Consider the following 24,947-nt stretch of genomic DNA (forward strand, 5'->3'; position numbering starts at 1 on the left):
TGTCCACTCTAGCTTCCGGCCGAAGCCGGCGCCGCGCGGTAGGCCTCCAGCGCCTGCCGCAGCCATTCCCGGGTGTGGCGGGCCGCCTCCGCCGGTTCCAGCACGGCGACTTCGCCGCCGTGGCGTGCCGCCAGGCCGGGCAGCACCGCCGTGCTGGACAGCCGGATTTCGGCCGCGAGCGAACCGTCCGCCAGGACCGCTCGGCGCCGGGCGTTGTACCGGTCGGCCAGTTCGGCCAAGCGCTCGGAGATCCGCAGCACCACCACCTGGTCCGTCTCCTGCGGGGTGAACAGGCTGTCGGGGAATTCGCTGCTCCGCTCGGCCGGCGGCTCAAAGTGCTCGCCGGTGGCGGCCAGGGAACGCATGCGGTCCACCCGGAACTGCCGCACGGCCTGCTGGCGGTGGCACCAGGCCTCGGTGTACCAGTGGCCGTCCACGGCGAAGACCCGGAGCGGATCGATCCGGCGGTTCGTCATCTCATCCCGCGATGGCACGAGGTAGTCGATGTCCACGCTCCGCCGGGAGGCCGCGGCTTCCTGCAGCGCGAGCACCTCGGGCGTGCTGTCCTCGGCCGCCAGATCCGCGGCGATGGCCGTGTGGCGGGCGGCAACTCCGCCGGCCGCCGCCAGCAGTTTGCTGAGCGCGCTGCGCAGGGCGGGCTGCTCCCCCACCCCGGGCACGGTCTCGAGGGCCTGCAGGCCGACCACCAGCGAGAGCGCCTCGTCCAGGCTCAGGCGCACCGGCTTGTCGATCTCGTCGGCGTTGTTGATGGAGATGGTGCCGTCTTCCCAGAAGGCTTCGATGAGCTGGTCCGGGCCGTAGCCGGGAGTCCCGCAGACGAACAGCAGGTTCAGGTCCTTGATCAGCTGGTTCTTGCTGATCTTGAACTTCTCGGCGGTGGCGTCCAGCGGCACGCCCGGATTCGCCGTGACGTAGGAGACCAGGTCCAGCAGCCGCGGCAGATGGTCCAGGGACCCCGTCTTCCGTGCCGGCCGTGAGCTGTCCTCCAGCAGGGCGTACGACGGCGGTGCCTGGGTTGCGGCGGCCAGGGCGCCTTCCAGGCGGCGCACCACGGCGCCGCGCAGCTCGTCCGGACCCTGTACCAGGGCGTTGGCGCCGTGCGAGGCAATTTCCTCCGCCAGCACCTCCGCGTCGCCGTAGCCAAGTGTGACAGCGTCCCAGCCCGCCGGGGGCCGGACGCCCTCGGCGGCGGCAGCGGCCGCGCGAAGCGAGTTGGCCTTGTCCTGCCGGAGCAGGAGCACGGCCGTCCCGTTGTCCTCCGGCGCCTGCAGACCGTCCAGCACCGTACGCATGGCGAAGCCTTCCGGGATGCTGTACGTCCCGGACAGCTTCTTGATCGTGGAGGTGATCCTGGACAGCCGGAAGGTGCGCTGGGCGTCCCGGTCCAGGTCGCGGCCGGCCAGGTACCAGTGCCCGTACCGGTTGCCCAGCCCCCAGGGCTCGACCCGCCGCGGCTGCGGCCGGCCGTCCTTGGGCGACCGGTAGTCGAAGGAGACGGGGGTGTGGTCCAGCACCGCCTTGAGCAGCGGTTCGAAGGCCGGCTCCGCGGTGCGGATGCGCGGCTCCACCCCGATCAGTGGATCGCCGTCGGCCAGGGCGCCCTGGACGTCCAGCCGGCGCACGGCCCGGGCGGCTGCCGACCCCAGCGAGGCCTGCTGCCACAAGCGGGAGGCCAGCGAGAGCACCGCGCTCTCCCGGGCGTTGAAGTGGAGTTCAGGCAACCGGTACTTGTGCCGGTCGATCCGGTACCGCAGCCCGCTGTTGTCGTTTTCGTAGAGCGTGTCGTCCGGGAACGTCTCCACCGGGATACCCATCTCCCGCAGGTCCTCTTTGTCCCGCTCGAACAGCCGGTTGAAGGCGTCGTCGCTGGTCGCCTCGCGATACGGCGGGATCAGCGCGCGCAGCTCTTCCTTGCTGTAGCCCCGGCGGCGTTCCAGCAGCGCGATCAGCAGGTTGAGGAGGCGTTCGGTCTTGGAGGCGGACATAGTTGAAACGTTACTGGCTTGAGGGTTTCGGGGTGAAGTCAACGCCGGAGGGCGGAGTAACGATGAACTAACGTTCTCCGTCGCTCCGCCCCCGGCTGCCGGTCTGTGGGCTCAGCGGACGCCGAGCAGGTCCACCACGAAGATCAGCGATTCGCCCGGCGCGATCGCGGACCCGGCGCCGCGGTCGCCGTACGCGAGGTGGGCCGGGATCTCCAGCCGGCGGCGGCCGCCCACCTTCATGCCCAGCAGGCCCTGGTCCCAGCCCTGGATGACCTGGCCGACGCCGACGCGGAAGTCCAGCGGTGCGCCGCGGTTCCACGAAGCGTCGAACTCTTCACCGGTGGACCAGGCGACGCCTACGTAGTGGGTGGACACGGTGTCGCCGGCTTTGGCCTCGGCGCCGTCTCCCACGATGATGTCTTCGATCACCAGGTCCTGCGGGGTTTCGGTCCCGGGGAAGTCGATTTCAGGTTTGGTGCGGTCGTATTCGCGCTTGCCGAAAGACATGCTGAACCTCTCTTGCTTGACGTGTATCTGGTGCTGCCGTCGGCTACGTTACCGTACCGGGCGGCGGCATCCCTTACCGGACTTCCGTCAGCTCCACATAGAAGATGAGGTCTCCCACAGCATCTCCCTGGCCCTGCACGTAGGCCAGTTCGGTGGGAATGGACAGCAAGACCTTCGAGCCTTCCTTTAGGCCGGTCAGGCCCTTGGTCCAGCCTTCGATGACGCCGTCCAGCGGGAACTCGGTCGCTTCTCCGCGGGAGAAGCTGGAATCGAATTCGGTGCCCTCGGCCCAGTTCCACCCGGCGTAGTTCGCCTTCACCGTGCTGGACTCGGTGGCTTCCTTGCCGTCGCCTTCTTCGATGACCTTGACGATGAGGTTGTCCGGTGCGTCGTTGCCTTCCGGGATCTTGACCGAGGGGACGCCGTCGTCGTCGAGCGTGATCTGCGGCAGTTTGCCGGCCTTCTCCAGCTCGGCGACCTCGGCGGCATCGGCCTTGACGCCCTTGTCCTTGACGTCCTGCACGGTCAGGAAGAGCAGTTGCGGGTTCTGGGCGGGCGCGGAAGCACCGGTGTCTTCCGGCGGCTGGACGTAGTAGGCGATCTCGCTGCCCGGATTGGAGCCCAGCAGCGCCTCGTACAGGGCGGGGTCGGCGGTTTCGAAGCCCTCGCTCAGTTCCACCGTCTGGTCGGCCACGCCCGAGTAGGTTTCGCCCAGCTGTTCACCGGTGACGGCGTCCTTGGCCAGCAGACGGTAGCGGATCCACTGGCCCGCGGCAGCACCGTCCCCCTCGCCTTCGGTGATGACTTCGGCCCGGGATTCGGGCAGCTCCAGCGGCGCGGAGAAGTCGACGGTGGGGGCGGCGCCCGCGGCGCCGGAGGTCACGGAGATGTCATCCAGGCTGTCCGAGCCCGAACCGCCGTTACCGCCGCATGCGGTGAGCAGCAAGGCGGCCGGCAGGAGGATGGAGAATATTTTGCGCACAATCGACTTTCTTATCGCGGAACTTGCGGGCACGGGACATTCTCGCAGAGAAATCTGGTGGTCCGCTTGGAATATGCGGTGGAGGTCACAAGGTGGCGAGCAGTGCCTCGACCCGCGGGTCTTCGCTCCTGAACGGGTCCTTGCAGAGGATGGTCTGCTGGGAGCGGTCGTTGAGCTTCAGGTGCACCCAGTCGACCGTGAAGTCACGGCCGTTTTCCCGCGCCGCGCGGACAAAGTCGCCGCGCAGCTTGGCGCGGGTGGTCTGCGGCGGCCGGTCCACGGCGTCCTTAACGTCCTGTTCCTCCACCACCCGTGCCACCTCCCCGCGGGCCTGCAGCAGGTGGTAGAGGCCGCGCCGGCTGGAGATGTCGTGGTAGGTCAGATCCACCTGGGCGATGCGCGGCGAATCCAGATCGATGGACTGGCGGTCCATGATCCGGTTGATCAGCCGCTTCTTGATGGCCCAGTCGATCTCCCGCTCAATTCCGCGGTGGTCGCCGGATTCGACCGCCGCCAGGGTCCGTTCCCACAAATCGAGGATGCGTTCCACGTGCGGGCTGTGCGCCCCGTTGGACTCGACGAAGCCGCGCGCTTTGGACAGGTATTCCTGTTGCATGGCCAGCGCGGACATCTCCCGCCCGCTGGCCAGTTTCAGCGGCCTGCGGCCGGTCAGGTCATGCGAGATGTCCCGGATGCTGCGGATCGGGTTTTCCAGCCGGAGGTCGCGCATGATGACCCCCGCTTCGATCATCCGCAGGAGCAGGTCCACCGTCCCGACCTTGAGCATCGTGGTGGCCTCGGACATGTTCGAGTCGCCGTTGATGACGTGCAGGCGCCGGTAGTACTCGGCATCTGCGTGCGGTTCGTCCCTCGTGTTGATGATCGGTCGTGAACGGGTGGTGGCGGACGAGACACCCTCCCAAATGTGGTCGGCACGCTGGGAGAAGGCGTAGATGGACCCGTTTTGCGTCTTGAGCACCTTGCCAGCCCCGACCAGGATCTGGCGCGTCACCAGGAACGGGATCATGATGTCGGCCAGCCGGGAGAATTCGAGTTTGCGCGGGATCAGGTAGTTTTCGTGGCTGCCGTAGGAATTCCCGGCCGAGTCGGTGTTGTTCTTGAACAGGTAGACACTGCCGCCGAAGCCCTCCCGCGCCAGGCGCTCCTGGGCTTCGTTCATTAAGTCTTCGAGGATCAGTTCACCCGCCCGGTCCTGCGCCACCAATTGGGCGACGTCGTCGCATTCCGCGGTCGCGTACTCCGGGTGGGAGCCCACGTCCAGGTAGAGCCGGGACCCGTTGGTCAGGAACACGTTGGATGACCTGCCCCACGTGACCACTTCGCGGAAGAGGTAGCGTGCCACCTCTTCGGGCGAGAGCGGGCGCGAATCCGGCGCCGAATAGGAGATGCCGAATTCGGTCTCGATCCCGAAGATGCGTCGATCCATGGCTAGCCGTCCATTCCCTCGCCTAAAATCCGGGTCAGCTCAGCGGTTGGCAACCGGCGGAAGGCACGCCGGCTCCCCCGGTTGGACAGCGGGTCGCGGTCCAGGACGGCGACTTCCAGTCCCTCGGGACGCAGTTCCCTGCCCTGCCCCGCGTCCTGCTCGCCGGTCCCGCCCGACAGGGCGGCCACCGCTGCGCGGACCGCGCCGGGAAAGTCCCGCTCGTTAATCCAGTTGCCGCGCAGCCTCTCGCCCACTGCCTCAGCCGAGCCACCCATCACCACGAAGCCGCGTTCGTCGGCGATGGACCCGTCGAAGGTCAGCCGGAACAGCCGGTCTTCGGCGGGCGTATCGCCGACTTCGGCCACGGCAAGCTCCACCTCGAACGGCTTGCTGTCGGCGGTGAAGACGGCGCCCAGGCTTTGCGCGTAGACGCTGGCGAGGCCGCGGCCGGTGACGTCGTCCCGGTCATAGGAGTAGCCGCGCACGTCGGCGTAGCGGACACCGGCCTGGCGCAGGCTTTCGAATTCGTTGTATTTGCCGACCGCGGCGAAGGCGATCCGGTCGTAGATTTCCCCGATCTTGTGCAGCGCCGGCGAGGGGTTTTCGGCGACCAGCGCAATCCCCTCGGAGCAGCTGAGCACCACCACCGAACGGCCCCGGGCGATGCCTTTCCGGGCGAAGTCCGCCCGGTCCTTCATCAGTTGCTCGGGCGAGACATAGAACTGCTGCGTCATGCTCAGGCCTCCCGTCCGGCCACGGCGCGCGCCCCGATGACGGCCTCGGACGTGGAGGCCAGCTCCCGGTCCGGGATCCGGCGGGCGCCGGCGGCGTTGACCGTGTAGATCAAGGGCCACACCTGCCGGACGGCATCCGGTCCCCCGGTCGCCGAGTCGTCGTCGGCGGCGTCGTACAGGGCTTCGATGGCCACACGGACAGCTGCCGCCTCCTCCAGGTTTGGCTGCCAGAGCTTCTTCAGCGCCCCGCGGGCAAAGACCGATCCGGACCCCACGCTGTGGTGCTCCTGCTCCTCATAGCGTCCGCCCGTTACATCGTAGGAGAACAGCCGGCCCACCCGGCGCTCGGCATCGAAACCGGCGAACAGTGGAATGACCGCGAGGCCCTGCATCGCCATCGGCAGGTTCGACCGGATCATCGCGCCCAGTCGGTTCGCCTTGCCGTCCAGGCTGAGCAGCGTGCCTTCGATTTTCTCGTAGTGCTCAAGTTCCACCTGGAAGAGACGCGTGATGTCGAGGGCGATGCCGGCGGTGCCGGCTATGCCCAGCAGCGAATGGGAATCGGCCGGAAAGACCTTTTCGATATGCCGGCTGGCGATCAAGTTGCCCATCGTTGCCCGTCGGTCGCCGGCCATGAGCACGCCGCCGGCGAAGGTCATCGACACGATGGTGGTACCGTGCGGCACCATCGGTGCCGCCCCCGCCGGCAGCTGCTGGGCACCGCGGGCGCCCGGCAGCAGGTCCGGGGCGGTGCGCGCCAAGTACTCGCTGAAGGAGGCGGTGGCTGAGTGGGAAATCTGGGCGAAAACGGAGCCCGGACCGCCGGCCGGCATGTCCATCAACTACTGCCCGCCCTTCTGCACGAAACCGCGCACGAATTCTTCCGCGTTCTGTTCCAGCACGCCGTCGATCTCGTCCAGCAGATCATCGGTGCCTTCGGTCTCGGCCTGCGCGGCAGGTGCGGCGGCAGGCTCGGGCGTGGGCTCGTCGTCGTACTCTTCGTCGTCGCGGCGCGAGTCCACGTTCTTGCGGTCCTGGGTTGCCATGATGGCCTCCTTCTGGTGGGACGATCGACTCGGTCCTAGTGCTTATGTTGCCACGTGGGGCTCGTTCGCGGGGCCCAGCAACGCCGTGATGAAGTCCTCCGCTGACGAAGCTTCCTCGAAGAGCCTGCCGGTGAGTTCGCGGTTGCCGCGCAACGGCTCGCGGGTGGGGATGCGCTGCAGCCGGCGCCGGTCGGGAAGATCGAAAATCACGGAGTCCCAGCTGGCCCCGACCACCTCCTGGGGGAAGTGCTGAATGCACTTTCCGCGGAAGTAGGCCCGGGTGTCTTCCGGTGGCTCGCCCACCGCGGCTTCGATTTGGGCGTCCGAGAGCAACCGCCGGATCCGGCCGCGTGCGGCCAGGCGGTGGTAGAGGCCCTTCTCGGGCCGGACGTCGGCATATTGCAGGTCGATCAGGCCCAGGCGCGGGTCCCCCCATTCCATGCTGTCCCGGTCCCGGTACGCCTGCAGCAGCTTGAGCTTGGCCACCCAGTCCACTTGGTCGGCGGCGTCCATCGGGTCGCGGCGCAGTGTGTCCAGCACCTCAGCCCAGCGCCGAAGCACGTCCGCGGTCTGTCCGCTGTCGGTGTCGTGGCGGCGGCAATGCTCCACCGCCGCCTGCAGGTAGATCTCCTGCAGGTCCAAACCGGTGACCATGCTGCCGTCCTTGAGCGGGACCTTCTGCTGCAGGGAGGGATCGTGGCTGATCGCCTGCAGTGCCTGCACCGGGTCGGCCAGCTGGAGATCCGGTACTTCCCCGTGTTCGATCAGGGACAGCACCAGGGCGGTGGTGCCCATCTTGAGGAAAATCGACACCTCGCTCAGGTTCGCGTCGCCGATGATCACGTGCAGCCGCCGGTACTTGTCCGCGACCGCATGCGGTTCGTCACGGGTGTTGATGATGGGCCTTCGGATGGTGGTCTCCAACCCCACTTCGGCCTCGAAGAAGTCCGCACGCTGGCTGACTTGGTAGCCCGGGGTGCGGCCGTTGCTGCCCAGTCCCACCCGCCCGGCACCGCACACGACCTGTCGGGACACGAAAAACGGAATCAGACCCGTGACAATCCGGTTGAACGGCACGCTGCGCGGCATCAGGTAGTTCTCATGCGCGCCGTAGGAGACCGACTTGTTGTCGGTGTTGTTCTTGTACAGGTTCACCGGTGAGAACCCCGGCGTGGCGGCGATCCTGCGCATCGCTGTCAGCACGACGGCGTCGCCCGCCTTGTCCCAGCGCACCGCATCCAGCGGGTTGGTCACCTCGGGCGAGGAGTATTCCGGGTGGGCGTGGTCCACGTACAGCCGGGCCCCGTTGCTGAGCACCATGTTCATGAGCACGCCGGAGGCTTCGTCCGTGTAGAACTCGTTGCCGGCCGCGCGGCCGCCGGCCAGTGCAATCTGCTCGGCGTCGAGGATCGGCGGGACGTCGGTCAGTTGTGACGGGTCCGCCTGGTCGCGTGACAGGTCGAATCCACGGGCATCGTGCAGCGGCTCCTCGTCGGTGTAATCCCAACGGGTGCCGGCCAGGTTTCCCAGGCCTTTTCGCATGGTCGCCGCATACGCGTTGATCACCTGCGAGGAGAGGACCGTGGAGTTGGCCAGGGGTTCGCCGGGAGCATGGATGCCATACTCCGTCTCCGAACCCATCACGCGGTAGACGCTCACAAGTACTGCCCCGTGTTCGACATCGTTTCGATGGCCTTGCCGGCCTCCTGCCCGGCCTTGCCCTGCACGATGGTGCGGATGTAGGTGATCCGTTCGCCCTTCTTGCCGGATATCCGCGCCCAGTCGTCCGGATTGGTGGTGTTGGGAAGGTCCTCGTGCTCGCGGAATTCGTCCACCACGGCGCTCAGCAGATGCTCGATCCGCAGGCCCTTCTGCTGGTTGGTCAGCAGGTCCTTGATGGCGTTCTTCTTGGCCCGGTCCACCACGTTCTGGATGACGGCGCCGGAATTGAAGTCCTTGAAGTAGAGCATCTCCGTGTCGCCGCTGGCGTAGGTGACTTCCAGGTACTCGTTCGACTTGTCCGTGGAGTACATCTCCTCAACGGTGCGCTGGATCATCGCGTCGATGGTGGCCTTACGGTCCTGCCCATGCTCGGCGAGGTCCTCGGCGTGGATGGGGAGATTGGTGGTGAGGTACTTGGCGAAGATGTCCGCGGCCGCCTCGGCGTCCGGCCGGTGGATCTTGATCTTCACGTCCAGCCGCCCGGGGCGCAGGATGGCCGGGTCGATCATGTCCTCGCGGTTGGAGGCGCCGATGACGATCACGTTCTCCAGCTTCTCCACGCCGTCGATCTCGGACAGCAGCTGCGGCACGATGGTCGTTTCGACGTCGGAGGAGACACCGGTGCCGCGGGTACGGAACAGCGAATCCATTTCGTCGAAGAAGACCACCACCGGGCTGCCGTCGGATGCCTTCTCGCGTGCCCGGGCGAAAATCAGCCGGATGTGCCGCTCGGTCTCGCCCACGTACTTGTCCAGCAGTTCCGGTCCCTTGATGTTCAGGAAGTAGCTGCGGGTGTCGGTGCCGTTGCGCTCGATGGCCTTGGCGGCCAGGGAGTTGGCCACGGCCTTGGCGATCAGCGTCTTGCCGCAACCGGGAGGGCCGTAGAGCAGGATGCCTTTGGGTGCCTTCAGCCCGTGCTCGCGGTAGAGGTCGGGATGCAGGAAGGGAAGCTCGACGGCGTCGCGGATCTGGTCGATCTGCGGACCCAGGCCGCCGATGTCCTCGTAGGAGATGTCCGGCACCTCCTCGAGGATGAGGTTTTCCACCTCGCTGCGCGGAATCTTTTCCAGGGCGTAACCGCTGCGGGCGTCGATGGACACGGCGTCGCCGACCCGGAGCCGTTCGGTCCGCAGGGCGCCGGACAGCTTGACGACCCGTTCCTCGTCGGCCCGTCCGACCACCAGCACGCGGTCGCCGTCGAGCATTTCCTTGATGGTGACCAACTCGCCGGAGCGCTCGAAGCCGAGCGCGGCGATCACCGTCAGCGATTCATTGAGCAGGACTTCCTGGCCGGGAGCGAGGTGGTCCATCTTGACCAAGGGGCTGACCGCAACGCGCAGCTTGCGCCCGGACTGCACGATGTCCACGCTCTCCTGCACCATGGCAGCGTTGCTCGTGCCCGGCCGCGGCCTTTGTGCCTTGTTGACCTGGGTGATGGTCGCGAAGCTAAAGGGGGTTTCGCCGTCGCGTTCGAGGGCGGATTTGAGCCGGACGATCTCGGTCTTCGCGGTCTCGAGGGTGGAGACCAGCCGGGAGTTGTTTTGCGTGGCTGCGGCCAGCTGCTTGTCCAGGTGGCGCAGTTTGTCGCGCAGTACGTTGATCTGGCGCTGGGCGACCGTCAACGCGTCGCGCTGGTCGTCTTGCCGTTCAGCCGGTGCCGGTTGGTTGTTTTGGTTCTGGTCGTTCATCACCGCGACCTGCTTCCGTGATCGGTTCCTTCCCTAGACACTAACCGGCACCCGAGCCGGCTGCACCTGTATACGAAAGAAAACGCCAAACCGAGACATGTTGTTCCAATGTCTTCACCGAAGCGGCCCGCGCCTGGCCTCAGTCGGTTTCGGGATTGATGTCCTTGAACGCTCCCCGCTGCACGGTGGATGCTGCATCCTTGGCAGCACGGCGAAGCCGGCGGTCGGACACGGTCCGCTCCCCCAGTGCCTCGGCATTCCAGTCGTCCTCGTCGCCGGTCCACACCTGCACGTCCTCGGCGGCGAAGCCGGTCTTGGACGGACGGCGCTTGGGCGTCAGGCCGGTCACGCCGCCGGCCAGCCGGCGGGCCGTGAGCAGGAAGCCGGTGTGCGCCACCATGCGGTGGTCGGGCCGGACGGCCAGGCCCTCCAGGTGCCAGCCGCGCACCATCGACTCCCAGCCGTCGGGTTCGGTGAACCGGCCGTCGGCGCGGATCGCCTCGGCGGTACGTGACAATTGTGTAACGGTGGCCACGTAGTTGATCCACACGCCGCCGGGCGCCAACACCGTCGCCACCGCGTCGAGGCATTCCCACGGCGCCAGCATGTCCAGTACCACCCGGTCCACGCTGCCGGGTTCCTCGGCCTTGATGACTTCGTCCTGGAAATCACCCAGCGAGATCTGCCAGGCAGGGTGCGGTCCGCCGAAGAACGTTTCCACGTTGCCGCGGGCAACGTCGGCAAATTCCTCGCGGCGCTCGAACGAGTGCAGCCGTCCGCCGTCGCCCACGGCGCGCAGCAGCGAAATGCTCAGGGCACCGGAGCCGACACCCGCCTCGACCACCCGGGCACCCGGGAAAATGTCCGCCATGGTCACGATCTGGGCCGCATCCTTGGGGTAGACCACGGCGGCACCGCGTGGCATGGAGAGCACAAAGTCCGAAAGCAGCGGGCGCAGTGCCTGGTACCGGTGGCCCACCGTGTTTGCCACGACGGTGCCCTCTTGCCGGCCGATCACCTCGTCATGGGGAAGGAAGCCCTTGTGCGTATGGAATGCGCCACCGGGCGTCAGGGTGACGGTGTTCATCCGGCCCTTTTCGTCCGTGAGCTGGACCCGTTCCCCGGGCCGGAACGGCCCGCGTCGCTGGTCGGCGCCGTGCGCGCTGGTGGAGGAGCTCATGCGTGGATCACTTCCGGTCGTTGTTGGTGCGGCCGCGGCAGTGCGTGCCGGGCCGGTTCGTCGATTGTATTCCGGCCGCCGGTTAAGTTCCCGGCGCCAGCGGCTGCCGGGGTCAGAGCCTGCCGGCCTTGCCGGTGATGGCCCGGACCACCGTGCTTTGCTGGAGCACCCCGGTCACGCGGCCTTCGCCGTCGATCACGGCATACTCGCTGCCGGCCAGCCGGGCCAGGTACTGCACCAGCTCCTGGCCGGCGGCCGCCTCCGGGACGTAGGCCCCCGGCGCCAAGGCCCGGGAGACGGCCGCGGCCGGCGTGCGGGCGGCAGCCGACGGCGGCACCTGGCCCAGCGCGTTGCGGTCCACTACTGCTTCGGGTTGGCCGGTCGCGGCGGTGAGCACCACGGAGAGCCCGGGGTGCCCCTGGATCAGCTGCTGTACCTGGTCCACCGTGGCGGTGGCGGGCAGCGACGTGGCCGGAAGCTTGAGCTGCCCGGCGCTGACGGAGGGCAGGCGCAGCCGCATCCGGGCGTGCGAGATGGCCGAACTGGCGCCCATCCAGAGGAAACCGCACACCAGCACCATGAGCACCACCATCTGGAGATCCGGTGTTCCGCCCCGCAGCAGCGGGATGCCAATCACGCCGATCACCAGCAGCACCACGATGATGCGGCCGGCCCAGCCCGCCGCCACGGTTCCCTTTTCCTGGCTGCCGGTCGCTTTCCAGACGGCGGTCTCCACCAGCCGTCCGCCGTCCAACGGGAGCCCCGGCAGGATATTGAAAACGGCCACCAGGAAGTTGGCCCAGATGAAGATGTCGGTCAGCAGGAACGGAATCGGTTCGCCGCGGAACAGCGGCAGGACCAGCATGCCGAGGCCGGCCAGCGCAAAGTTGGCCACGGGCCCGGACAACGCCACCAGCAGGGACTTGCCCGGCGTGGCGTTGAAGTTGTCGAATTGCGTATGGCCGCCCCAGAGGTTGAGCACGATTTTGGCCGACGGCCACCGGAAGGTCCGGGCCGTCAGGGCGTGGGCGAGTTCGTGCACCAGCACGGAGAACAGCAGCAGCAGCGCGTAGCCGAGGGCCACGGCGTAGGCTCCCACGCCGATTTCCGGCATCAGGCGCTGCACCTGGGGGCCGAAGATCAGCACGATGAAGGCGGCGATCACGAACCAGGACCAGGCCAGCACCACCGGGACACCGAACATGCGGCCCAGGGGAATCCCTTCGCTGCGTTCCTTTTCCTCGGGCGGCCGGGGCGTCTGCGTGCTCATACTCCTGCTTCCTGGGCGGCGCGCACCAGGACGCGCTCCAAGTCCCTCAGGCCCCTCCCGGAAAGGCTCTCCCAGTGCGGGCGCCCCGGTGCCGGCGGAACGGGCACGACGTGCGGAATGGCCACGGTCACGAGGCCGGCGGCTTCGGCCGACGCAACCCCGGGAATCGAGTCTTCCAGCGCCACGACGTTCCGCTTGTCGGCGCCGGGCAGCTGGCTGCTGAGCCAGTCGAAGGCTTGCTGGTACGGTTCCGGGTCCGGCTTGCCGCGCGTGACCATGTCACCGGTGACAAGGTGCCGGAAGCTGCCCTCGGGCAGCGCGCGGACCACCTCGGCGGCCAGCTTGGTCTCGCTCATGGTCACCAGGACTGCCGGAATGCGTTCCTCGGCCAACTCCGCGAGCAACTCCCGTGCGCCGGGACGCCACGGGATGCGGCCGCGGACGCGTTCGGTCACCGCGTCGATCAGCCGGTCCACTATTTCGCGGATACCCAGGTCGACGCCGGCCTGCTGCAGCACGGCGGCCGATGTCTCCAGCGCATTGCCCACCAGCTTCTTGCCCAGCTCGTCGTTCCACATCCCGCCGAACAAAGCCACCAATTCGGACTCGGCTTCGATCCAGTATGGCTCGGTGTCGACGAGCGTTCCGTCCATGTCCCAGAAAACGGCCTGCAGGCCGGACGACGGGTGGCTGGACGCAGCGGGGGAAGGGTCAATTACGGGCATGCATCCAGTCTACGGTCCCTTGCTGCCCGGCCCCGGCACGGCCGCCGGCACGGGCTTATGCAGCCGAATCGGGCGGCTATGCTCTGCGCGAATCGAATGTTGGCTCACTGACAAGCCGTGCCGGGAGGATTAGGGTGAAACCGTGAGTACTCAGGACAGTGGCGACCTGCCCACGGAAGGCGACGGCGAGCAGCGCGGTTTGCACCTGCTGTTCCCGCAGGCGAAGCCCGGCGAGACACCGCGGCGTTACACCGTGATGCTGGCGGCATTCGAGGGCTGGAACGACGCCGGCGAAGCCGCCACGGACGCCGTCAAATACCTGAGCCGGCTGTGGGACAGCCACAAGGTGGCCACGGTGGACCCGGACCTTTATTACGATTTCCAGTTCACCCGGCCGGTGGTGCACCGCACCAGCTCCGGGGAACGCCGGATCAAATGGCCGACGACGAAACTGACCCGCAGCAGCATCCCGGGCACGCGGCTCGACATCATCTTTGTCCACGGCGTGGAGCCGTCCTACCGCTGGCGTGCCTACACCGCGGAGCTGTTGGCCCATGCCGAAGAGCTGGGCGTGGACTGCATCATCCTGGTGGGCGCCCTCTTGGCCGACGTGCCGCACACGCGCCCCATCCCCGTCACGGTCACCAGCGACGACGACGACGTCCGCCGCGCCCTGAATACCGAATCCAGCCAATACGAAGGCCCCACCGGAATCGTCGGGGTGTTGTCCGATGTCGCCTCACTGGCCGGCATTCCCACGATGTCCGTCTGGGCCGCGGTGCCGCACTACGTGGGACAGTCGCCCTCGCCCAAGGCGGAACTGGCGTTGCTGCACCGGCTGGAGGACATCCTGCAGGTCCCGCTGGAAGTGTCGGTCCTGAGCGAAGAAGCCGAAGCGTGGGAGCGCGGCGTGGACGAACTGGCCACCGAGGATCCGGAAGTCGCCGCCTATGTGCGGCAGCTGGAGGAAGCCAAGGACACGGCCGAGCTGCCGGAAGCGACCGGGGAATCCATCGCCCGCGAATTCGAGCGCTACCTCAAGAAGCGCGGGAAAGAGTAACGCCCGGGCAGGAACAGCCCACCGCTCGGCGGCCGGGGCGGCAGTCCCGTGTCGACCTCGTCGCCACTTGGGGTCGCTGCCCGCCCCGCCGGCGTGGCTGTTCCTGCTCCGGCTGCTGCGAAACTAGAGCCGGATGCCCAGCAGCGCGTCGAGCAGCGCCGCGAACTGTTCGGCGCCGTCCCGGGTCTGCCCGGCGGCCTGCTCGCGGGAGTGCTCGGCGAAGCCGTCGATTTCGGCCAGGGCAGCGGGTGCGTTGAGGTCATTGGAGAGCGCCCGGCGGATTTGCTGCGCCAGCTCGGGTACCTGTTCGGCCTGCACGCAGGGGGCGGCGGCGCGCCAGGCAGAAAGCCGTGCCTGCGCCTGGCGGAGCAGATCATCGGTCCAGAACCAGTCGCTGCGGTAATGCTGGCCCAGCAGCACGGTGCGGATCGCGGCCGGTTCCACGCCCGCCTCCCGCAGGGCCGAGACGAGCACGAGGTTGCCCTTGGACTTGCTCATCTTTTCGCCGTCGAGCCCGACCATCCCGGCGTGCACGAAGTGCTTGGCCAGCGGCTTGCCCGTCATGGCATAGGCGTGCCCGGCGCTCATTTCGTGATGCGGGAAGCTCAGGTCCGAGCCGCCGGCCTGCACGTCGAAGGTTTCCGGCAGGAATTTGCGCGCGATCACCGAACACTCGATGTGCCAGCCGGGGCGGCCGGCGCCGAGGGAGGCGCCGGGCCACTCGGGTTCCCCGTCGCGGGCAACGCGCCACAACAGCGCGTCCAGCGGGTGCTTCTTGCCCGGGCGCTCCGGATCGCCGCCGCGCTCGGCAAAGAGCGGCAGCATCTCGGCTTCGGTCAGCCTGGACGTGGCGCCGCTGTGCCAGCCAGGTCCTGCGGCGGCAACGGAGTCGAAGTAGACGTCGCCGTCGGGCTCACCGCCGGTACCGGGGACGCGGTAGGCGAGGCCGCGGGCCAGCAGGTCCTCCACCACCGGAACGATCCACTCGATCGATTCCACCGCCCCGACGTACTCCTCGGGCGGGATGACGTTGAGTTCTTCCATGTCCGAGCGGAACAGCTCGGTCTGGTCCTTCGCGAGCAGCTGCCAGTCCATGCCGGTGGCCTCGGCGCGTTCCAGCAGCGGATCATCGATGTCCGTGACATTCTGCACGTACTTGACGGTGCGGCCGGCGTCGCGCCAGTAGCGGTTGAGCAGGTCGAAGGCCACGTAGGTGGCGGCATGGCCCATGTGGGTGGCGTCGTACGGGGTGATGCCGCAGACGTACAGGCTTCCCGTGGAAGACGGCTCAAGCCGTACCAGCGACCCCACGGAGGTGTCGTGGATGGTCAGTTCGTCTTTGCCGCCCGGGATTTCGGGTACGGCACGGGCATTCCAACCAAGCACTCTTGAGTTTCCTTCCGATGAGGCGAACGGATGCAGATGGCGGGCGGGCCGCCGTCGTAAATTACGCTCCTAACATTCAAGGATGCAGGAGCCGGATAAATTCCCGCGGGTCAGGCGTTGATGACTCCGAAGCCCAGCAGCACGAACAACAGCGCGCCCAGGGCGATCCGGTACCAGACGAAGAGCCGGTAGCTGCGGGTGGACACGTACTTCAAGAACCAGCCGATGATCACGAAGCCCACGCCGAAGGCCACCACCGTGGCCAGCGCGGTCTCCCCCAGCCCGTACGGCCCGGGTTCGCCGAAGCTCTTGGCCAGCTGGTACAGGCCCGAGGCGAAGACCGCCGGAATCGCCAGCAGGAATGAATACCGGGCGGCGGCCTCGCGGGTGTAGCCCATCAGCAGGCCGGCGGTGATGGTGCCGCCGGAGCGCGAGACGCCCGGGACCAGGGCCAGCGCCTGGGCCAGCCCGTACAGGATGCCGTGCTTGTAGGTGAGCTTGTCCAGCGTGCGCGTCTGGCGGCCGATGGAGTCGGCGATGGCCAGGAACAGGCCGAAGACAATCAACATGGTGGCCACGATCCACAGGCTGCGGAAGGTGGATTCGATCTGGTCCTGGAACAGCAGCCCGAGCACGCCGATGGGGATCGAACCGATGATCACCAGCCAGCCCATCCGGGCGTCCGGGTCATTCCGCGCCACCTTGCCGGTGAGCGAGCCGAACCAGGCCTTGATGATGTTGACGATATCGCGCCAAAAATAGACGACGACGGCGGTCTCCGTGCCCAGCTGGGTGATGGCGGTAAAAGCAGCACCGGGATCGGCGGCACCGGGCAGGATCTCTCCGACGATGCGCAGGTGGGCGCTGGACGAGATCGGGAGGAACTCGGTCAGGCCCTGCACGAGCCCCAGGATGATTGCTTCTAGCCAATTCACATCCTCGACCTTATGGCACGCAGGCCCGCGGAACGGAAACGGACACAGCCGCGGAGGCGAAGATCCGACCACGGCATGAGGACGGCGGGCCGCTGCCAAGGGCGCGGCGCCGCAGGCCATAAGCTGGCTTTATGGAGCACAATCGCTTGGGTCACAGCGGGCTGAAGGTCCCGCAGCTGTCGCTGGGAACGATGACGTGGGGAGAGGAAACGGACGAGGAGGCGGCCGGCACCATGCTGCGCGCCTACCTGGACGCCGGCGGCACGCTGCTGGACACCGCCGCGCCCTACGCCGAAGGCCGCAGCGAGGCCATGCTGGGCGCGTTCCTGGGCGAGCTGGTCCCCCGGCAGGAAGTGCTGGTGGTCTCCAAGGCGGGCGTGACGCGCAGCGAGGGCCGGCGCGAGGTGGACACATCGCGCGGCGCCATGCTGCGCAGCCTGGACGCCAGCCTGGCGCGGCTGGGCACGGACTACCTGGACCTGTGGCTGGTCCATCTCTGGGACGACGGCGGGGCGCCGTTGGAAGAAACCCTGTCGGCCCTCGAATACGCGGTGTCGTCGGGCCGTGCCCGCTACGTGGGAGTGTCCAACTACTCGGGCTGGCAGTTGGCCCGTGCGGTCTCGACCAGCCCGGTTCCGCTGGTCGCGGTGCAGAACGAATACTCGCTGCTGCACCGCCGGCCCGAACACGAGGTCATTCCGGCTGCCCGCGCCCTCGGGCCGGGCTTGATGGCCTGGTCGCCGCTGGGGCGCGGCGTCCTGACCGGCAAGTACCGTACCGGCATACCTGCCGATTCCCGGGCCGCCTCGGAGCAGCACGCCCGCTACGTGGAGCCGTACCTGAGCGGCCGGCCGGCCCGGATCGTGGATGCGCTGGCCACGGCGGCGCGCGGCCTGGACGTGCGGCCGCTGGACCTGGCGCTGAGCTGGGTGCTGCAGCGGCCCGCCGTCGGCACGGCAGTGGTGGGGCCCCGCACTCCCGCACAGCTGGAAGACATTCTGCGGGCTCCGCTGGACGCCCTGCCCGCCGCGATCGCCCAAGCGCTGGACGAGATTTCCACGCCCTGAACGCGTGCTACTTTTCTTCGATCTCCAGATCGTCGTCGAACGGGTCCACCACGTCGTCGGGTTCGTCCAGGGCCTCGTCGTCCGACTCGTCGTAAATGACCAGCGGCGTCACTTCGCCGTAAGCATCGTAGAGCGCGTCCTCGTAGGTCTCGAACGATTCCATGATGGACGAGAACGCTGCTTCCACGGCAGGATCGTCATCACCCCGGCGGCTGGAGGCGGCGGCCAGATGCTCCTGCAGGGCGGAAACCAATGACTCAAGTGCGACGCGCGGATCAATGCTCATGCTGTAGACGTTAGCCGCAATGTGGAGAATAAGTGAAGAGAACAGGAGGGCAATGAGAGAACAATTTCTGGGTGCCGCCGTCACCCGCGAACGCGACTACGCCCGGCAGTACGAATACCTGGTCCTGACCGTGAATAAAGACGAATCCGTGGGCGAAGCCCGCCGCGCGCTGACCGAGCACGCCGAGTACGGCAAGTGGGATCTGGTCCGTACCCGGCTGTACCTGGGCGGCAGCCGCAAGTACTGGCTCCGCCGCAGGGTGCTCAAGGTCGAACGCACCGCCTGACCCCCGGCAGGCGGCGCGCGGCCCGCGTCAGTCCTCCAACGGCCCCAGCCAGGCCGTTGCCACGGTGCCGTGCGCGGACTCGTCGTCCGAGGGGTGGTACAGCCCGGCCAACACGTCGCGGTACAGCCGCTCCAGTTCGCGGCCGCGGAAGTATCCGCCGCCGCCGGAGACGCGTACCGCCTTCTCCACCACGTCCTTGGCGGTCTCGGTGGCCCTGATCTTGATGCCGGACAGTTTGGCGAACCAGAACTTGCCGTGGTCGGCCAGCGTGTCCACGTCGCGGGCAATGGACGCCAGCTGCGGATACAGCCCGTCCATGGCCAGGGCGGCATCGGCCACCCGCCAGCGGATGTCCGGATCCTGCGCGTAGCTCTTGCCCGTTTTCAGCGAACGACGGCGGTGCACGGCTTCCACCGCAAGGTCCAGGGCGCGCGTGCCGATCCCCGCGTAGACCGACGAGAGCAGGATTTCGAAGCACGCGAAGATGCCGAAGATCAACGGATCCGGATGGGGTCCCACCGGCAGTTTCCGAAAGACCCTCTCCGGCGCGGCAACCGCACCTTCCAGCACCGTGGTGTTGGACTGGCTGGCGCGCATGCCCAGGGTGTTCCAGTCGTCCTTGATCCGGTAGCCGGGCTTGTCCCGGTCGATGAACCCCCACACCAGCTGCGGTTCGGTGCCGGACTCGTCGCGGCCAAAGACGCCGAGCCGCGTCCAGGCGGGCGAGAGGCTGGTGAACACCTTCGTACCGGTGAACTCATAACCGCCGTCCCCGCGGGGTGCGGCGACGGTGCGCGAATCGAAGAGGACCTGGTCGTTGCCGGCCTCGGAGACGCCGAAGCCGAAGACTTCGCCGCGGCCGGCCTCGGCCAGGACGTAGTCCATGGAGTCGTCCCCGCGGGCCTTGAGGACCCGGGCGACGCCGGTCCAGACCAGGTGCATGTTGACCGCCAGCGCCGTGGCCGGCGCTGCAGTGGCGAGCCGCATCTGCGCCCTGGCCACCTCTTCCAGCGTGTAGCCCAGGCCCCCGTCTTCCTCCGGGACGAACATTTTCAAGTAGCCAGCCTCGACGAGATCGGCGAAGTCTTCATGGAAGAAGCTGTTCGCTTCGTCGTAGCCTGCGGCCCGGCCCCTGATGGTCTCGAGCAGGTCGTCCGGGAGCAGTTCTTCAACACTGGCGGGCATGCCTGTGGTCCTTTCGTCGTCGTCCAAGAAGTCAGGTCGTCCAAGAAGTCAGTAGGTGGTAAGCAGGCGCTGCAGGACGCGGGTGCCGAATTGCAGCGACTCCACCGGAACCCGTTCGTCCACACCGTGGAACATCCCGGTGAAATCCAGGTCGTCGGGCAGCCGCAGCGGAGCGAAGCCGTAGCCGGTGATGCCCAGCCGGGCCAGCGCCTTGTTGTCCGTCCCGCCGGAGAGTGTGTACGGCAGCACCACGGCGTCAGGATCCTCATGTGCGAGCGAGTCGATCATGGCGTCCACCAGGTTGCCGGCGAACGGCACCTCCAGCGACCTGTCCTGGTGCACGTAGCTGACCTGGACATCGGGGCCGGCCAGTTCGCGGATGGTGGCCAGCACCAGCTCTTCCTGTCCGGGCAGTGTCCGCGCGTCGATCCGCGCCTCGGCCAGGCCGGGGATCACGTTGTCTTTGTAGCCGGCCTTCAACACCGTCGGGTTGGACGTGTTCTGCAGGGTGGCGCCCACAAAGCGGGCCAGGGTGCCCAGTTCCTTGAGCAGGATCTCCGGATTGTCCGGATCGAATTCGACGCCGGTCAGCTCGGTCACGCCGTCGAGGAATTGGCGGGTGGTGTCCGTCAGCTCGATCGGCCACTGGTGGGCCCCGATCCGGGCAACGGCGGCCGCCAGCGTGGTCACCGCGTTGTCCGTGTTGATCTGGGAACCGTGCCCGGCCCGGCCGGCGACTGCGAGCCGCAGCCACGCGATCCCCTTCTCCGCGGTCTGGAGCAGGTAGGCGCGGCGGCCGCCAATGGTGGCCGAGAAGCCGCCCACTTCCGAGATGGCTTCGGTGGCGCCGTCGAAAAGCTCGGGACGGTTCTCCACCGCCCAGCGCGCCCCGTACGTGCCGCCGGCCTCTTCGTCGGCGAAGAACGCGAAGACGATGTCCCGGCGCGGCTGGATGCCGCTGCGGGCCATGTGCCGCGCCACCGAGAGGATCATCGCGTCCATGTCCTTCATGTCCACGGCGCCCCGGCCCCAGATGAGGCCGTCCCGCTCCTCGCCGCTGAACGGATCCACCTGCCAGTCATCGGCTTGTGCCGGCACCACGTCGAGGTGCCCGTGCACCACCAGCGCCGGAGCCGAGGGGTCCGTGCCGGCCATCCTCGTGACGACGGATGCCCGGCCCGGCGCGGACTCGAACACTTCGGTCGCCAGTCCGGCCTCTTCCAGCAGTCCGGCCGCATACTCGGCGGCCAGCCTCTCCCCCGGCCCGTCGTTGCTGCCGTAGTTGGAGGTGTCGATCCGGATCAATTGCCGGCAGATCTCGACCACTTCTTCGTGCGGGCTCGGTACAGTCATGAAGGCTCCTCGAAATCGATGTCTCTCCCAGCCTAACGAGCGGGAGCGGCCGAAGGCAGCAGTTGTTCCGCGGAGGCGCCGCGGCAGGGCGCGGACGGATCCGTGCCCGCCGCCGGCGCCGTCGGGCCGGCGGCGGGCACGATTCAACAGTTCGGGCAAAACATGTTAGAGTTTTTCTCGCTGCTTTCGACGGAATCGGTTCGCCTGAGGGCCTCCGGAGATCCTGCGAAAGTCCACCTGCGCGGGTGGCGGAATGGTAGACGCGCTAGCTTGAGGTGCTAGTCCTCTTATTGAGGGTGAGGGTTCGAGTCCCTTCCTGCGCACAGAGAAAGCCCCGGTAATCCGGGGCTTTTTTGTGCCCTCGCAGCGCGGCAGGCCACCGGGCGGCTCTGGCCGCCGCGCCCTAGGGAGACGGCATCCACCCCTGACCGATCGCGGCCGATTCGGCGCGCACCACGGCGGCCGCCTCCCGGACAATGCCGCTGTCGTCGTCCTCCGCCGCACGGGCCCGGCGGATGAAAGCGCCGGTATCGCCCCGGCCGGCACGCACCGCCCGCAAAGGTGCCAGGAGGGCAGCCCTGCGCAGCCAGGGAGTCTCTTCTTCCGCCCAGCGATCGAGGATCGCTTCGCCGCGCGAGCGGGGCTGGCCGGTCAGCCCCTGAATCAAGGGGCCGACGACGTCAACGGCGAGCGGGTCCGCCAAGGCCGCCGTGCGCGCGTCCCGCAGGAAACCTTCCAGCCGCGTCAGGTCCGAGCTCCGCAAGAGGCCTTGGTTCGACTGCAGCAGCACCACGGCGGCCAGGCGCCGCTCGAAGACCGGCGGGGCCCACAGTTCGGAGCTGAGCGCGGTTACGTCGTCGTGCGAGAGCGGCCGGAACTTCCGCCCGGCGTCCCGGACCGTACCCCTGACCGCGCCCACCGACGCACCGTAATAGCGCAATCCTTCGCCGGCCGCATTCTGCGCTTCCGCCCGTTCCCAGGAGGCTTCCCGCTGCAGAGTGAAGTCGATGAATTCTGCCGCCGCACTCATCCATTGATTCTTTCATTTACTCGGTGTCCCGGCCGGACTCCCCCTGCCCGGGTGCCGGGTCGTTACCGGCTTCTTCCTGCCCGGTGTAGGTGCGCAAGAGGTCCTTCGCGCCGTCGGCGGCCGGGCCTTCCTGGTCCAGTGACCGCTGCATGGTTTCGGCGTTTTCCCGGCCGGCGGGGAACGGCGGGAGGAGCGGAACATCGGGATCGGTGAGCACCTCGATGAGATACGGCCGGTCGGCGGCCAGTGCCTCCTCCCACGCGGTGCCGAGCTGCTCGGGGTCCTCAACCCGCTTCCCGTGCAGTCCCAGCAGGCGTGCATAGCCCGCGTAGTCGACATCGGGCAGGGCCTGGCTGTCCGCGAAACGCGGCTCGGCCTCCATCTCCCGCTGTTCCCAGGTCACCTCGGCGAGTTCCCGGTTGTTCAGCACGCAGACCACAAAACGCGGGTCCATCCACCGCTGCCAGAGCCGGCCGACGGTGATCAGTTCGGCCAGGCCGCTCATCTGCATGGCCCCGTCCCCGGTGAGGGCGACAACAACCCGTTCCGGGGCGGCCAGCTTGGCGGCAATGCCGTACGGCAAGGAACAGCCCATGCTTGCCAGGGTGCTGGAGAGGTGCGCCTGGGCGCCGGCCGGCAGCCGCAGCTGCCGGGCATACCAGTAAACGGAACTGCCTACATCGACGGCGAGCAGGCCGTCCGGCGGAAATCTTTCGCTGAGCTCAGAGACCACCCGTTCGGGGTTGACCGGTTGAGCCGGGGTCATCGCCCGCTGCCGCGACAGCTCGCGCGACTGCCGGACCCAGCCCTCCACCTGCGCCCGCCATGGGCCCGCCGGGCGGTCCTCAAGCAGCGCCAGCAGCGACTCCAAGGTGGTCGCGGCGTCGCCGGTGAGCGCCGCCTCGACCGGATACCGGTTGCCGATGGCACCGGAATCGTTGTCCACCTGCACCGCCCGGGCAGCGCCGGGCGGCGGGTAGAACTCTGTCCAGGGATCATTGGAGCCAACGATCAGCAAGGTGTCGCAGTTTGCCAGCAATTGGCCGCTGGCGGCGGTGCCCAGATGCCCCATCGTTCCGGCCGCGAAGGGCAGCGACTCGTCCACATAGGGTTTGCCCAACAGGCTGGTGGCAATGCCGGCCCCGAGCTTCTCTGCCACCGCCACCACCTGCCCGCGGGCGTCCCGCGCTCCCTGTCCCACCAGCAGGGCAATCCGCTGCCCGGCGTTGAGCACGTCCGCGGCGGCGCGCAGGTCGTCCGGGTCCGGGACCACGTGCGCGGGGCGCCAGATCGGCGCGGTGGCCACCACGCCGTGGGTGTGCTCGAGTTCGGGAGCGGGCAGTTTCTGGATGTCGTGCGGAATGATCACCACGGCGGGGCCGCGGCCGGACAGGGCCGATTTGAAGGCCCGGTCCAGTACCAGCGGAACCTGCTCCGGGGTGCTGACCTGCTGCCGGAAGGTGGCGACGTCCTTGGTGAGGTTGGCCAGATCCACTTCCTGCATGTACCCGGAGCCGAGCGCGGTGCGCGACTGCTGCCCGACGATGGCCACGACCGGAACGCTGTCCAGTTTGGCGTCGTACAGGCCGTTGAGCAGGTGCACGGCACCGGGGCCCTGGGTGGCCGTGACCACCCCCACCCCGCCCGTGTACTTGGCGTGCCCCACCGCCATGAAGGCGGCATTTTCCTCGTGCCGGGCCTGGATGAATTCGATCGTCCCCGCGCGCCGCAGCGCGCCCATGAACGTGTTGATGCCGTCCCCGCTGTAGCCGAAGATCCGCGGGACCCGCCAGGCGCGAAGCCGATCGACGATAAGGTCTGCAACGAGCCGCTGGGCCATGTCCACTCCACTCGCAATAGCCAGGGTGCTTACTGTCTCTCATCCCTATCATCCGCTGCCGGCGTTTTGAACCCTTCCCGGAGCCTACCGCCGCCCTGCGGCCGGCATGCAAGGATGGCGGCATGGAACTGGACGGAGAACTGGCGGCCCATCCCATCCAGCAGGGTGCGGTGGTTCAGCGGGACATCGACCTGTACCGCACGCTGAGCGCCGACATCGCTGCCGGTGTGGCGGTGGTGTCGACGCGATGGCGGAACCGGGACTACGCGGCGACCGTCAGCGGTTATCTCTCGGTGTCCTACGATCCGCCCACCATGCTGGTCAGCCTCTTCGAGGAGTCGAGGATTTGCGACGCCGTGGCCAACTCGGGGACCTGGGCCCTGAGCCTGCTGGCGTCGCAGCACCAGGGCACGGCGAACTGGCTGGCGAGCCCGGGCAATCCGGTGGAAGGCCTGCTCAACCAGGTGCCGTACCGGCGCGGCCCTGCCACCGGTACCGCGGTGATCGCCGGAGCCCCGGCGTGGTTTGAGCTGAAGACGACGGCGGTGCACCCGGCGGCCACCCACCTGCTGATCGTCGGCGAGGTGCTGGCCATGGGCCGGGACGCCGCCGGTTCGGAAAGCGCCGATCCGCTCATCCACTTCGCCTCCTCCTACCAGCGCCTGGGCCGGTAGGAGGGGGCCGGACCCGTGAGCGCCAAGCTAGGGCAGCGCCGGCGGCTCGGAATAGGCGCCTTCCCAGACGGCCCGCGATCCGGATTCACCGGTCAGCACCACCGCCACCGTGGCGCCGGCACACACGGCCAGCACGGCAACGGCGACCACCGCCGCGATGATGCGGTACCCGGCGCCTAGCTTGCGCCGCGAGGCGGCGGCCGCCGTCGTTCCGTAGCGGAACCACAGCCAAAGCCCCAGCGCCGCGGCGAAAAGGCCGGCCACCCAGGGCAGCATCATGTCGCCCAACCGCATGTGTTCGACGGCCTGCGGCGTCTGGTCGATCCTCAGGAACAACCAATGGCCGGCCTGCTGGGTGACCGGCACCAGCACCAGGGCCAGCAGGGCGATCAGCGGGGTGGCAATCCCCAGGCGGCGCCGCGCCGCCGGCCAGAGCAGGGTGAGCGCAACGCACAGCGCGGCGAGCGGAACGAACACGACGGTGGCGTGGACCAGGAGCACGTGCAGCGGCAGGGAATTGATTTCGTACTCCACCGGG

General features: G+C 67.8%; 24 protein-coding genes and 1 tRNA gene. 5 read left to right on the top strand and 20 right to left on the bottom strand.

Annotated elements, in window-relative coordinates; genetic code table 11:
- Window positions 1–8: 8 nt before the first annotated feature.
- The 12 genes from AC5RUK_RS03075 to AC5RUK_RS03130 all read right to left on the bottom strand — a co-directional run bounded on the left by AC5RUK_RS03075 (window position 9) and on the right by AC5RUK_RS03130 (window position 13,307).
- On the bottom strand, window positions 9–2,006 hold the full coding sequence (locus AC5RUK_RS03075) for a helix-turn-helix transcriptional regulator (RefSeq protein ID WP_494151339.1): 1,998 nt from the start codon (window positions 2,004–2,006) through the stop codon (window positions 9–11).
- A gap of 111 nt (window positions 2,007–2,117) precedes the next feature.
- Window positions 2,118–2,513 carry an FKBP-type peptidyl-prolyl cis-trans isomerase gene (locus AC5RUK_RS03080; RefSeq protein WP_493978452.1) on the bottom strand — a complete coding sequence of 132 codons (396 nt, stop codon included), beginning with the start codon at window positions 2,511–2,513 and terminating at the stop codon, window positions 2,118–2,120.
- A 73-nt stretch (window positions 2,514–2,586) separates the two neighbouring features.
- On the bottom strand, window positions 2,587–3,528 hold the full coding sequence (locus AC5RUK_RS03085) for an FKBP-type peptidyl-prolyl cis-trans isomerase (RefSeq protein ID WP_494151340.1): 942 nt from the start codon (window positions 3,526–3,528) through the stop codon (window positions 2,587–2,589).
- Between the two features lie 52 nt (window positions 3,529–3,580).
- Window positions 3,581–4,942 (bottom strand): Pup--protein ligase, encoded by a 1,362-nt coding sequence (gene pafA / locus AC5RUK_RS03090; RefSeq protein WP_494151341.1) that lies wholly within the window; start codon window positions 4,940–4,942, stop codon window positions 3,581–3,583.
- A 2-nt stretch (window positions 4,943–4,944) separates the two neighbouring features.
- Window positions 4,945–5,676: a proteasome subunit alpha gene (gene prcA, locus AC5RUK_RS03095; protein WP_494108964.1), complete on the bottom strand. Its 732-nt coding sequence runs from the start codon at window positions 5,674–5,676 to the stop codon at window positions 4,945–4,947.
- 2 nt (window positions 5,677–5,678) lie between these two features.
- The gene (gene prcB / locus AC5RUK_RS03100) at window positions 5,679–6,515 is read right to left on the bottom strand and encodes a proteasome subunit beta (protein WP_493987216.1); all 837 of its coding nucleotides are present in this window, start codon (window positions 6,513–6,515) and stop codon (window positions 5,679–5,681) included.
- Between the two features lie 3 nt (window positions 6,516–6,518).
- A complete protein-coding gene (locus AC5RUK_RS03105) occupies window positions 6,519–6,722 on the bottom strand; it encodes a ubiquitin-like protein Pup (RefSeq protein WP_493978456.1) in 204 nt (67 codons plus the stop codon).
- 42 nt (window positions 6,723–6,764) lie between these two features.
- A complete protein-coding gene (gene dop / locus AC5RUK_RS03110; protein WP_494151532.1) occupies window positions 6,765–8,363 on the bottom strand; it encodes a depupylase/deamidase Dop in 1,599 nt (532 codons plus the stop codon).
- 14 nt (window positions 8,364–8,377) lie between these two features.
- A complete protein-coding gene (gene arc, locus AC5RUK_RS03115; protein WP_493987534.1) occupies window positions 8,378–10,066 on the bottom strand; it encodes a proteasome ATPase in 1,689 nt (562 codons plus the stop codon).
- 205 nt (window positions 10,067–10,271) lie between these two features.
- Window positions 10,272–11,312 carry a tRNA (adenine-N1)-methyltransferase gene (locus AC5RUK_RS03120; protein WP_493987217.1) on the bottom strand — a complete coding sequence of 347 codons (1,041 nt, stop codon included), beginning with the start codon at window positions 11,310–11,312 and terminating at the stop codon, window positions 10,272–10,274.
- A gap of 112 nt (window positions 11,313–11,424) precedes the next feature.
- Window positions 11,425–12,582 carry a site-2 protease family protein gene (locus tag AC5RUK_RS03125; protein WP_494108966.1) on the bottom strand — a complete coding sequence of 386 codons (1,158 nt, stop codon included), beginning with the start codon at window positions 12,580–12,582 and terminating at the stop codon, window positions 11,425–11,427.
- A complete protein-coding gene (locus AC5RUK_RS03130; protein WP_494151342.1) occupies window positions 12,579–13,307 on the bottom strand; it encodes an HAD family hydrolase in 729 nt (242 codons plus the stop codon). The genes AC5RUK_RS03125 and AC5RUK_RS03130 overlap by 4 nt, the downstream gene beginning before the upstream one ends.
- A 199-nt stretch (window positions 13,308–13,506) precedes the next feature.
- Here AC5RUK_RS03130 and AC5RUK_RS03135 point away from each other — a divergent pair, with 199 nt between their 5' ends.
- Entirely contained in the window at window positions 13,507–14,367 is an 861-nt protein-coding gene (locus AC5RUK_RS03135) for a PAC2 family protein (protein ID WP_494108999.1), read from the top strand.
- 123 nt (window positions 14,368–14,490) lie between these two features.
- Here the strand turns inward: AC5RUK_RS03135 and mshC are convergent, their stop codons facing one another.
- Together mshC and AC5RUK_RS03145 are read right to left on the bottom strand one after the other, a co-directional pair.
- Window positions 14,491–15,753, bottom strand: coding sequence for a cysteine--1-D-myo-inosityl 2-amino-2-deoxy-alpha-D-glucopyranoside ligase (gene mshC, locus AC5RUK_RS03140; protein WP_494108968.1), 1,263 nt, complete (start codon window positions 15,751–15,753; stop codon window positions 14,491–14,493).
- 110 nt (window positions 15,754–15,863) lie between these two features.
- Window positions 15,864–16,688, bottom strand: coding sequence for an undecaprenyl-diphosphate phosphatase (locus AC5RUK_RS03145; RefSeq protein ID WP_494151343.1), 825 nt, complete (start codon window positions 16,686–16,688; stop codon window positions 15,864–15,866).
- A 131-nt stretch (window positions 16,689–16,819) separates the two neighbouring features.
- On the opposite strand from AC5RUK_RS03145, the gene AC5RUK_RS03150 reads away from it, so the two are divergent.
- Window positions 16,820–17,755: an aldo/keto reductase gene (locus AC5RUK_RS03150; protein ID WP_493987222.1), complete on the top strand. Its 936-nt coding sequence runs from the start codon at window positions 16,820–16,822 to the stop codon at window positions 17,753–17,755.
- A gap of 7 nt (window positions 17,756–17,762) precedes the next feature.
- Here the strand turns inward: AC5RUK_RS03150 and AC5RUK_RS03155 are convergent, their stop codons facing one another.
- Entirely contained in the window at window positions 17,763–18,041 is a 279-nt protein-coding gene (locus AC5RUK_RS03155; protein ID WP_493987223.1) for a hypothetical protein, read from the bottom strand.
- A 52-nt stretch (window positions 18,042–18,093) separates the two neighbouring features.
- Here AC5RUK_RS03155 and AC5RUK_RS03160 point away from each other — a divergent pair, with 52 nt between their 5' ends.
- Window positions 18,094–18,327, top strand: a complete 234-nt coding sequence (locus tag AC5RUK_RS03160; RefSeq protein ID WP_493978464.1) for a DUF5703 family protein — start codon at window positions 18,094–18,096, stop codon at window positions 18,325–18,327.
- A 27-nt stretch (window positions 18,328–18,354) separates the two neighbouring features.
- On the opposite strand, the gene AC5RUK_RS03165 is transcribed toward AC5RUK_RS03160, so the two are convergent.
- Together AC5RUK_RS03165 and AC5RUK_RS03170 are read right to left on the bottom strand one after the other, a co-directional pair.
- Complete coding sequence (locus AC5RUK_RS03165; protein WP_494151344.1) at window positions 18,355–19,512, bottom strand: acyl-CoA dehydrogenase family protein; 1,158 nt, start codon at window positions 19,510–19,512, stop codon at window positions 18,355–18,357.
- A gap of 48 nt (window positions 19,513–19,560) precedes the next feature.
- Window positions 19,561–20,865 (bottom strand): M20/M25/M40 family metallo-hydrolase, encoded by a 1,305-nt coding sequence (locus AC5RUK_RS03170; protein WP_494151345.1) that lies wholly within the window; start codon window positions 20,863–20,865, stop codon window positions 19,561–19,563.
- Between the two features lie 239 nt (window positions 20,866–21,104).
- On the opposite strand from AC5RUK_RS03170, the gene AC5RUK_RS03175 reads away from it, so the two are divergent.
- Window positions 21,105–21,188 (top strand) — tRNA-Leu (locus AC5RUK_RS03175).
- 80 nt (window positions 21,189–21,268) lie between these two features.
- Here AC5RUK_RS03175 and AC5RUK_RS03180 read toward each other — a convergent pair.
- Both AC5RUK_RS03180 and AC5RUK_RS03185 read right to left on the bottom strand, forming a co-directional pair.
- The gene (locus AC5RUK_RS03180; protein ID WP_493987226.1) at window positions 21,269–21,895 is read right to left on the bottom strand and encodes a DNA alkylation repair protein; all 627 of its coding nucleotides are present in this window, start codon (window positions 21,893–21,895) and stop codon (window positions 21,269–21,271) included.
- 16 nt (window positions 21,896–21,911) lie between these two features.
- The gene (locus tag AC5RUK_RS03185) at window positions 21,912–23,735 is read right to left on the bottom strand and encodes a thiamine pyrophosphate-requiring protein (protein ID WP_494151346.1); all 1,824 of its coding nucleotides are present in this window, start codon (window positions 23,733–23,735) and stop codon (window positions 21,912–21,914) included.
- A gap of 122 nt (window positions 23,736–23,857) precedes the next feature.
- On the opposite strand from AC5RUK_RS03185, the gene AC5RUK_RS03190 reads away from it, so the two are divergent.
- Window positions 23,858–24,409, top strand: a complete 552-nt coding sequence (locus AC5RUK_RS03190; RefSeq protein ID WP_493987228.1) for a flavin reductase family protein — start codon at window positions 23,858–23,860, stop codon at window positions 24,407–24,409.
- Window positions 24,410–24,436: 27 nt separating this feature from the next.
- Here the strand turns inward: AC5RUK_RS03190 and AC5RUK_RS03195 are convergent, their stop codons facing one another.
- Complete coding sequence (locus AC5RUK_RS03195) at window positions 24,437–24,943, bottom strand: hypothetical protein (RefSeq protein ID WP_493987229.1); 507 nt, start codon at window positions 24,941–24,943, stop codon at window positions 24,437–24,439.
- Window positions 24,944–24,947: the final 4 nt, after the last annotated feature.

Source organism: Arthrobacter sp. Y3223065 (assembly GCF_059090885.1).

What these genes read in the sequence shown, in the direction of transcription:
- AC5RUK_RS03080 (WP_493978452.1), bottom strand. Translation starts at nt 2,513, where the DNA reads ATGTCTTTCGGCAAGCGCGAATACGACCGCACCAAACCTGAAATCGAC.
- AC5RUK_RS03155 (WP_493987223.1), bottom strand. Translation starts at nt 18,041, where the DNA reads ATGAGCATTGATCCGCGCGTCGCACTTGAGTCATTGGTTTCCGCCCTG.
- AC5RUK_RS03180 (WP_493987226.1), bottom strand. Translation starts at nt 21,895, where the DNA reads ATGAGTGCGGCGGCAGAATTCATCGACTTCACTCTGCAGCGGGAAGCC.
- pafA (WP_494151341.1), bottom strand. Translation starts at nt 4,942, where the DNA reads ATGGATCGACGCATCTTCGGGATCGAGACCGAATTCGGCATCTCCTAT.
- AC5RUK_RS03190 (WP_493987228.1), top strand. Translation starts at nt 23,858, where the DNA reads ATGGAACTGGACGGAGAACTGGCGGCCCATCCCATCCAGCAGGGTGCG.
- AC5RUK_RS03185 (WP_494151346.1), bottom strand. Translation starts at nt 23,735, where the DNA reads ATGGCCCAGCGGCTCGTTGCAGACCTTATCGTCGATCGGCTTCGCGCC.
- AC5RUK_RS03170 (WP_494151345.1), bottom strand. Translation starts at nt 20,865, where the DNA reads ATGACTGTACCGAGCCCGCACGAAGAAGTGGTCGAGATCTGCCGGCAA.
- AC5RUK_RS03120 (WP_493987217.1), bottom strand. Translation starts at nt 11,312, where the DNA reads ATGAGCTCCTCCACCAGCGCGCACGGCGCCGACCAGCGACGCGGGCCG.
- AC5RUK_RS03165 (WP_494151344.1), bottom strand. Translation starts at nt 19,512, where the DNA reads ATGCCCGCCAGTGTTGAAGAACTGCTCCCGGACGACCTGCTCGAGACC.
- AC5RUK_RS03105 (WP_493978456.1), bottom strand. Translation starts at nt 6,722, where the DNA reads ATGGCAACCCAGGACCGCAAGAACGTGGACTCGCGCCGCGACGACGAA.
- AC5RUK_RS03150 (WP_493987222.1), top strand. Translation starts at nt 16,820, where the DNA reads ATGGAGCACAATCGCTTGGGTCACAGCGGGCTGAAGGTCCCGCAGCTG.
- AC5RUK_RS03125 (WP_494108966.1), bottom strand. Translation starts at nt 12,582, where the DNA reads ATGAGCACGCAGACGCCCCGGCCGCCCGAGGAAAAGGAACGCAGCGAA.
- AC5RUK_RS03075 (WP_494151339.1), bottom strand. Translation starts at nt 2,006, where the DNA reads ATGTCCGCCTCCAAGACCGAACGCCTCCTCAACCTGCTGATCGCGCTG.
- AC5RUK_RS03130 (WP_494151342.1), bottom strand. Translation starts at nt 13,307, where the DNA reads ATGCCCGTAATTGACCCTTCCCCCGCTGCGTCCAGCCACCCGTCGTCC.
- dop (WP_494151532.1), bottom strand. Translation starts at nt 8,363, where the DNA reads ATGGGTTCGGAGACGGAGTATGGCATCCATGCTCCCGGCGAACCCCTG.
- prcB (WP_493987216.1), bottom strand. Translation starts at nt 6,515, where the DNA reads ATGGACATGCCGGCCGGCGGTCCGGGCTCCGTTTTCGCCCAGATTTCC.
- prcA (WP_494108964.1), bottom strand. Translation starts at nt 5,676, where the DNA reads ATGACGCAGCAGTTCTATGTCTCGCCCGAGCAACTGATGAAGGACCGG.
- AC5RUK_RS03160 (WP_493978464.1), top strand. Translation starts at nt 18,094, where the DNA reads ATGAGAGAACAATTTCTGGGTGCCGCCGTCACCCGCGAACGCGACTAC.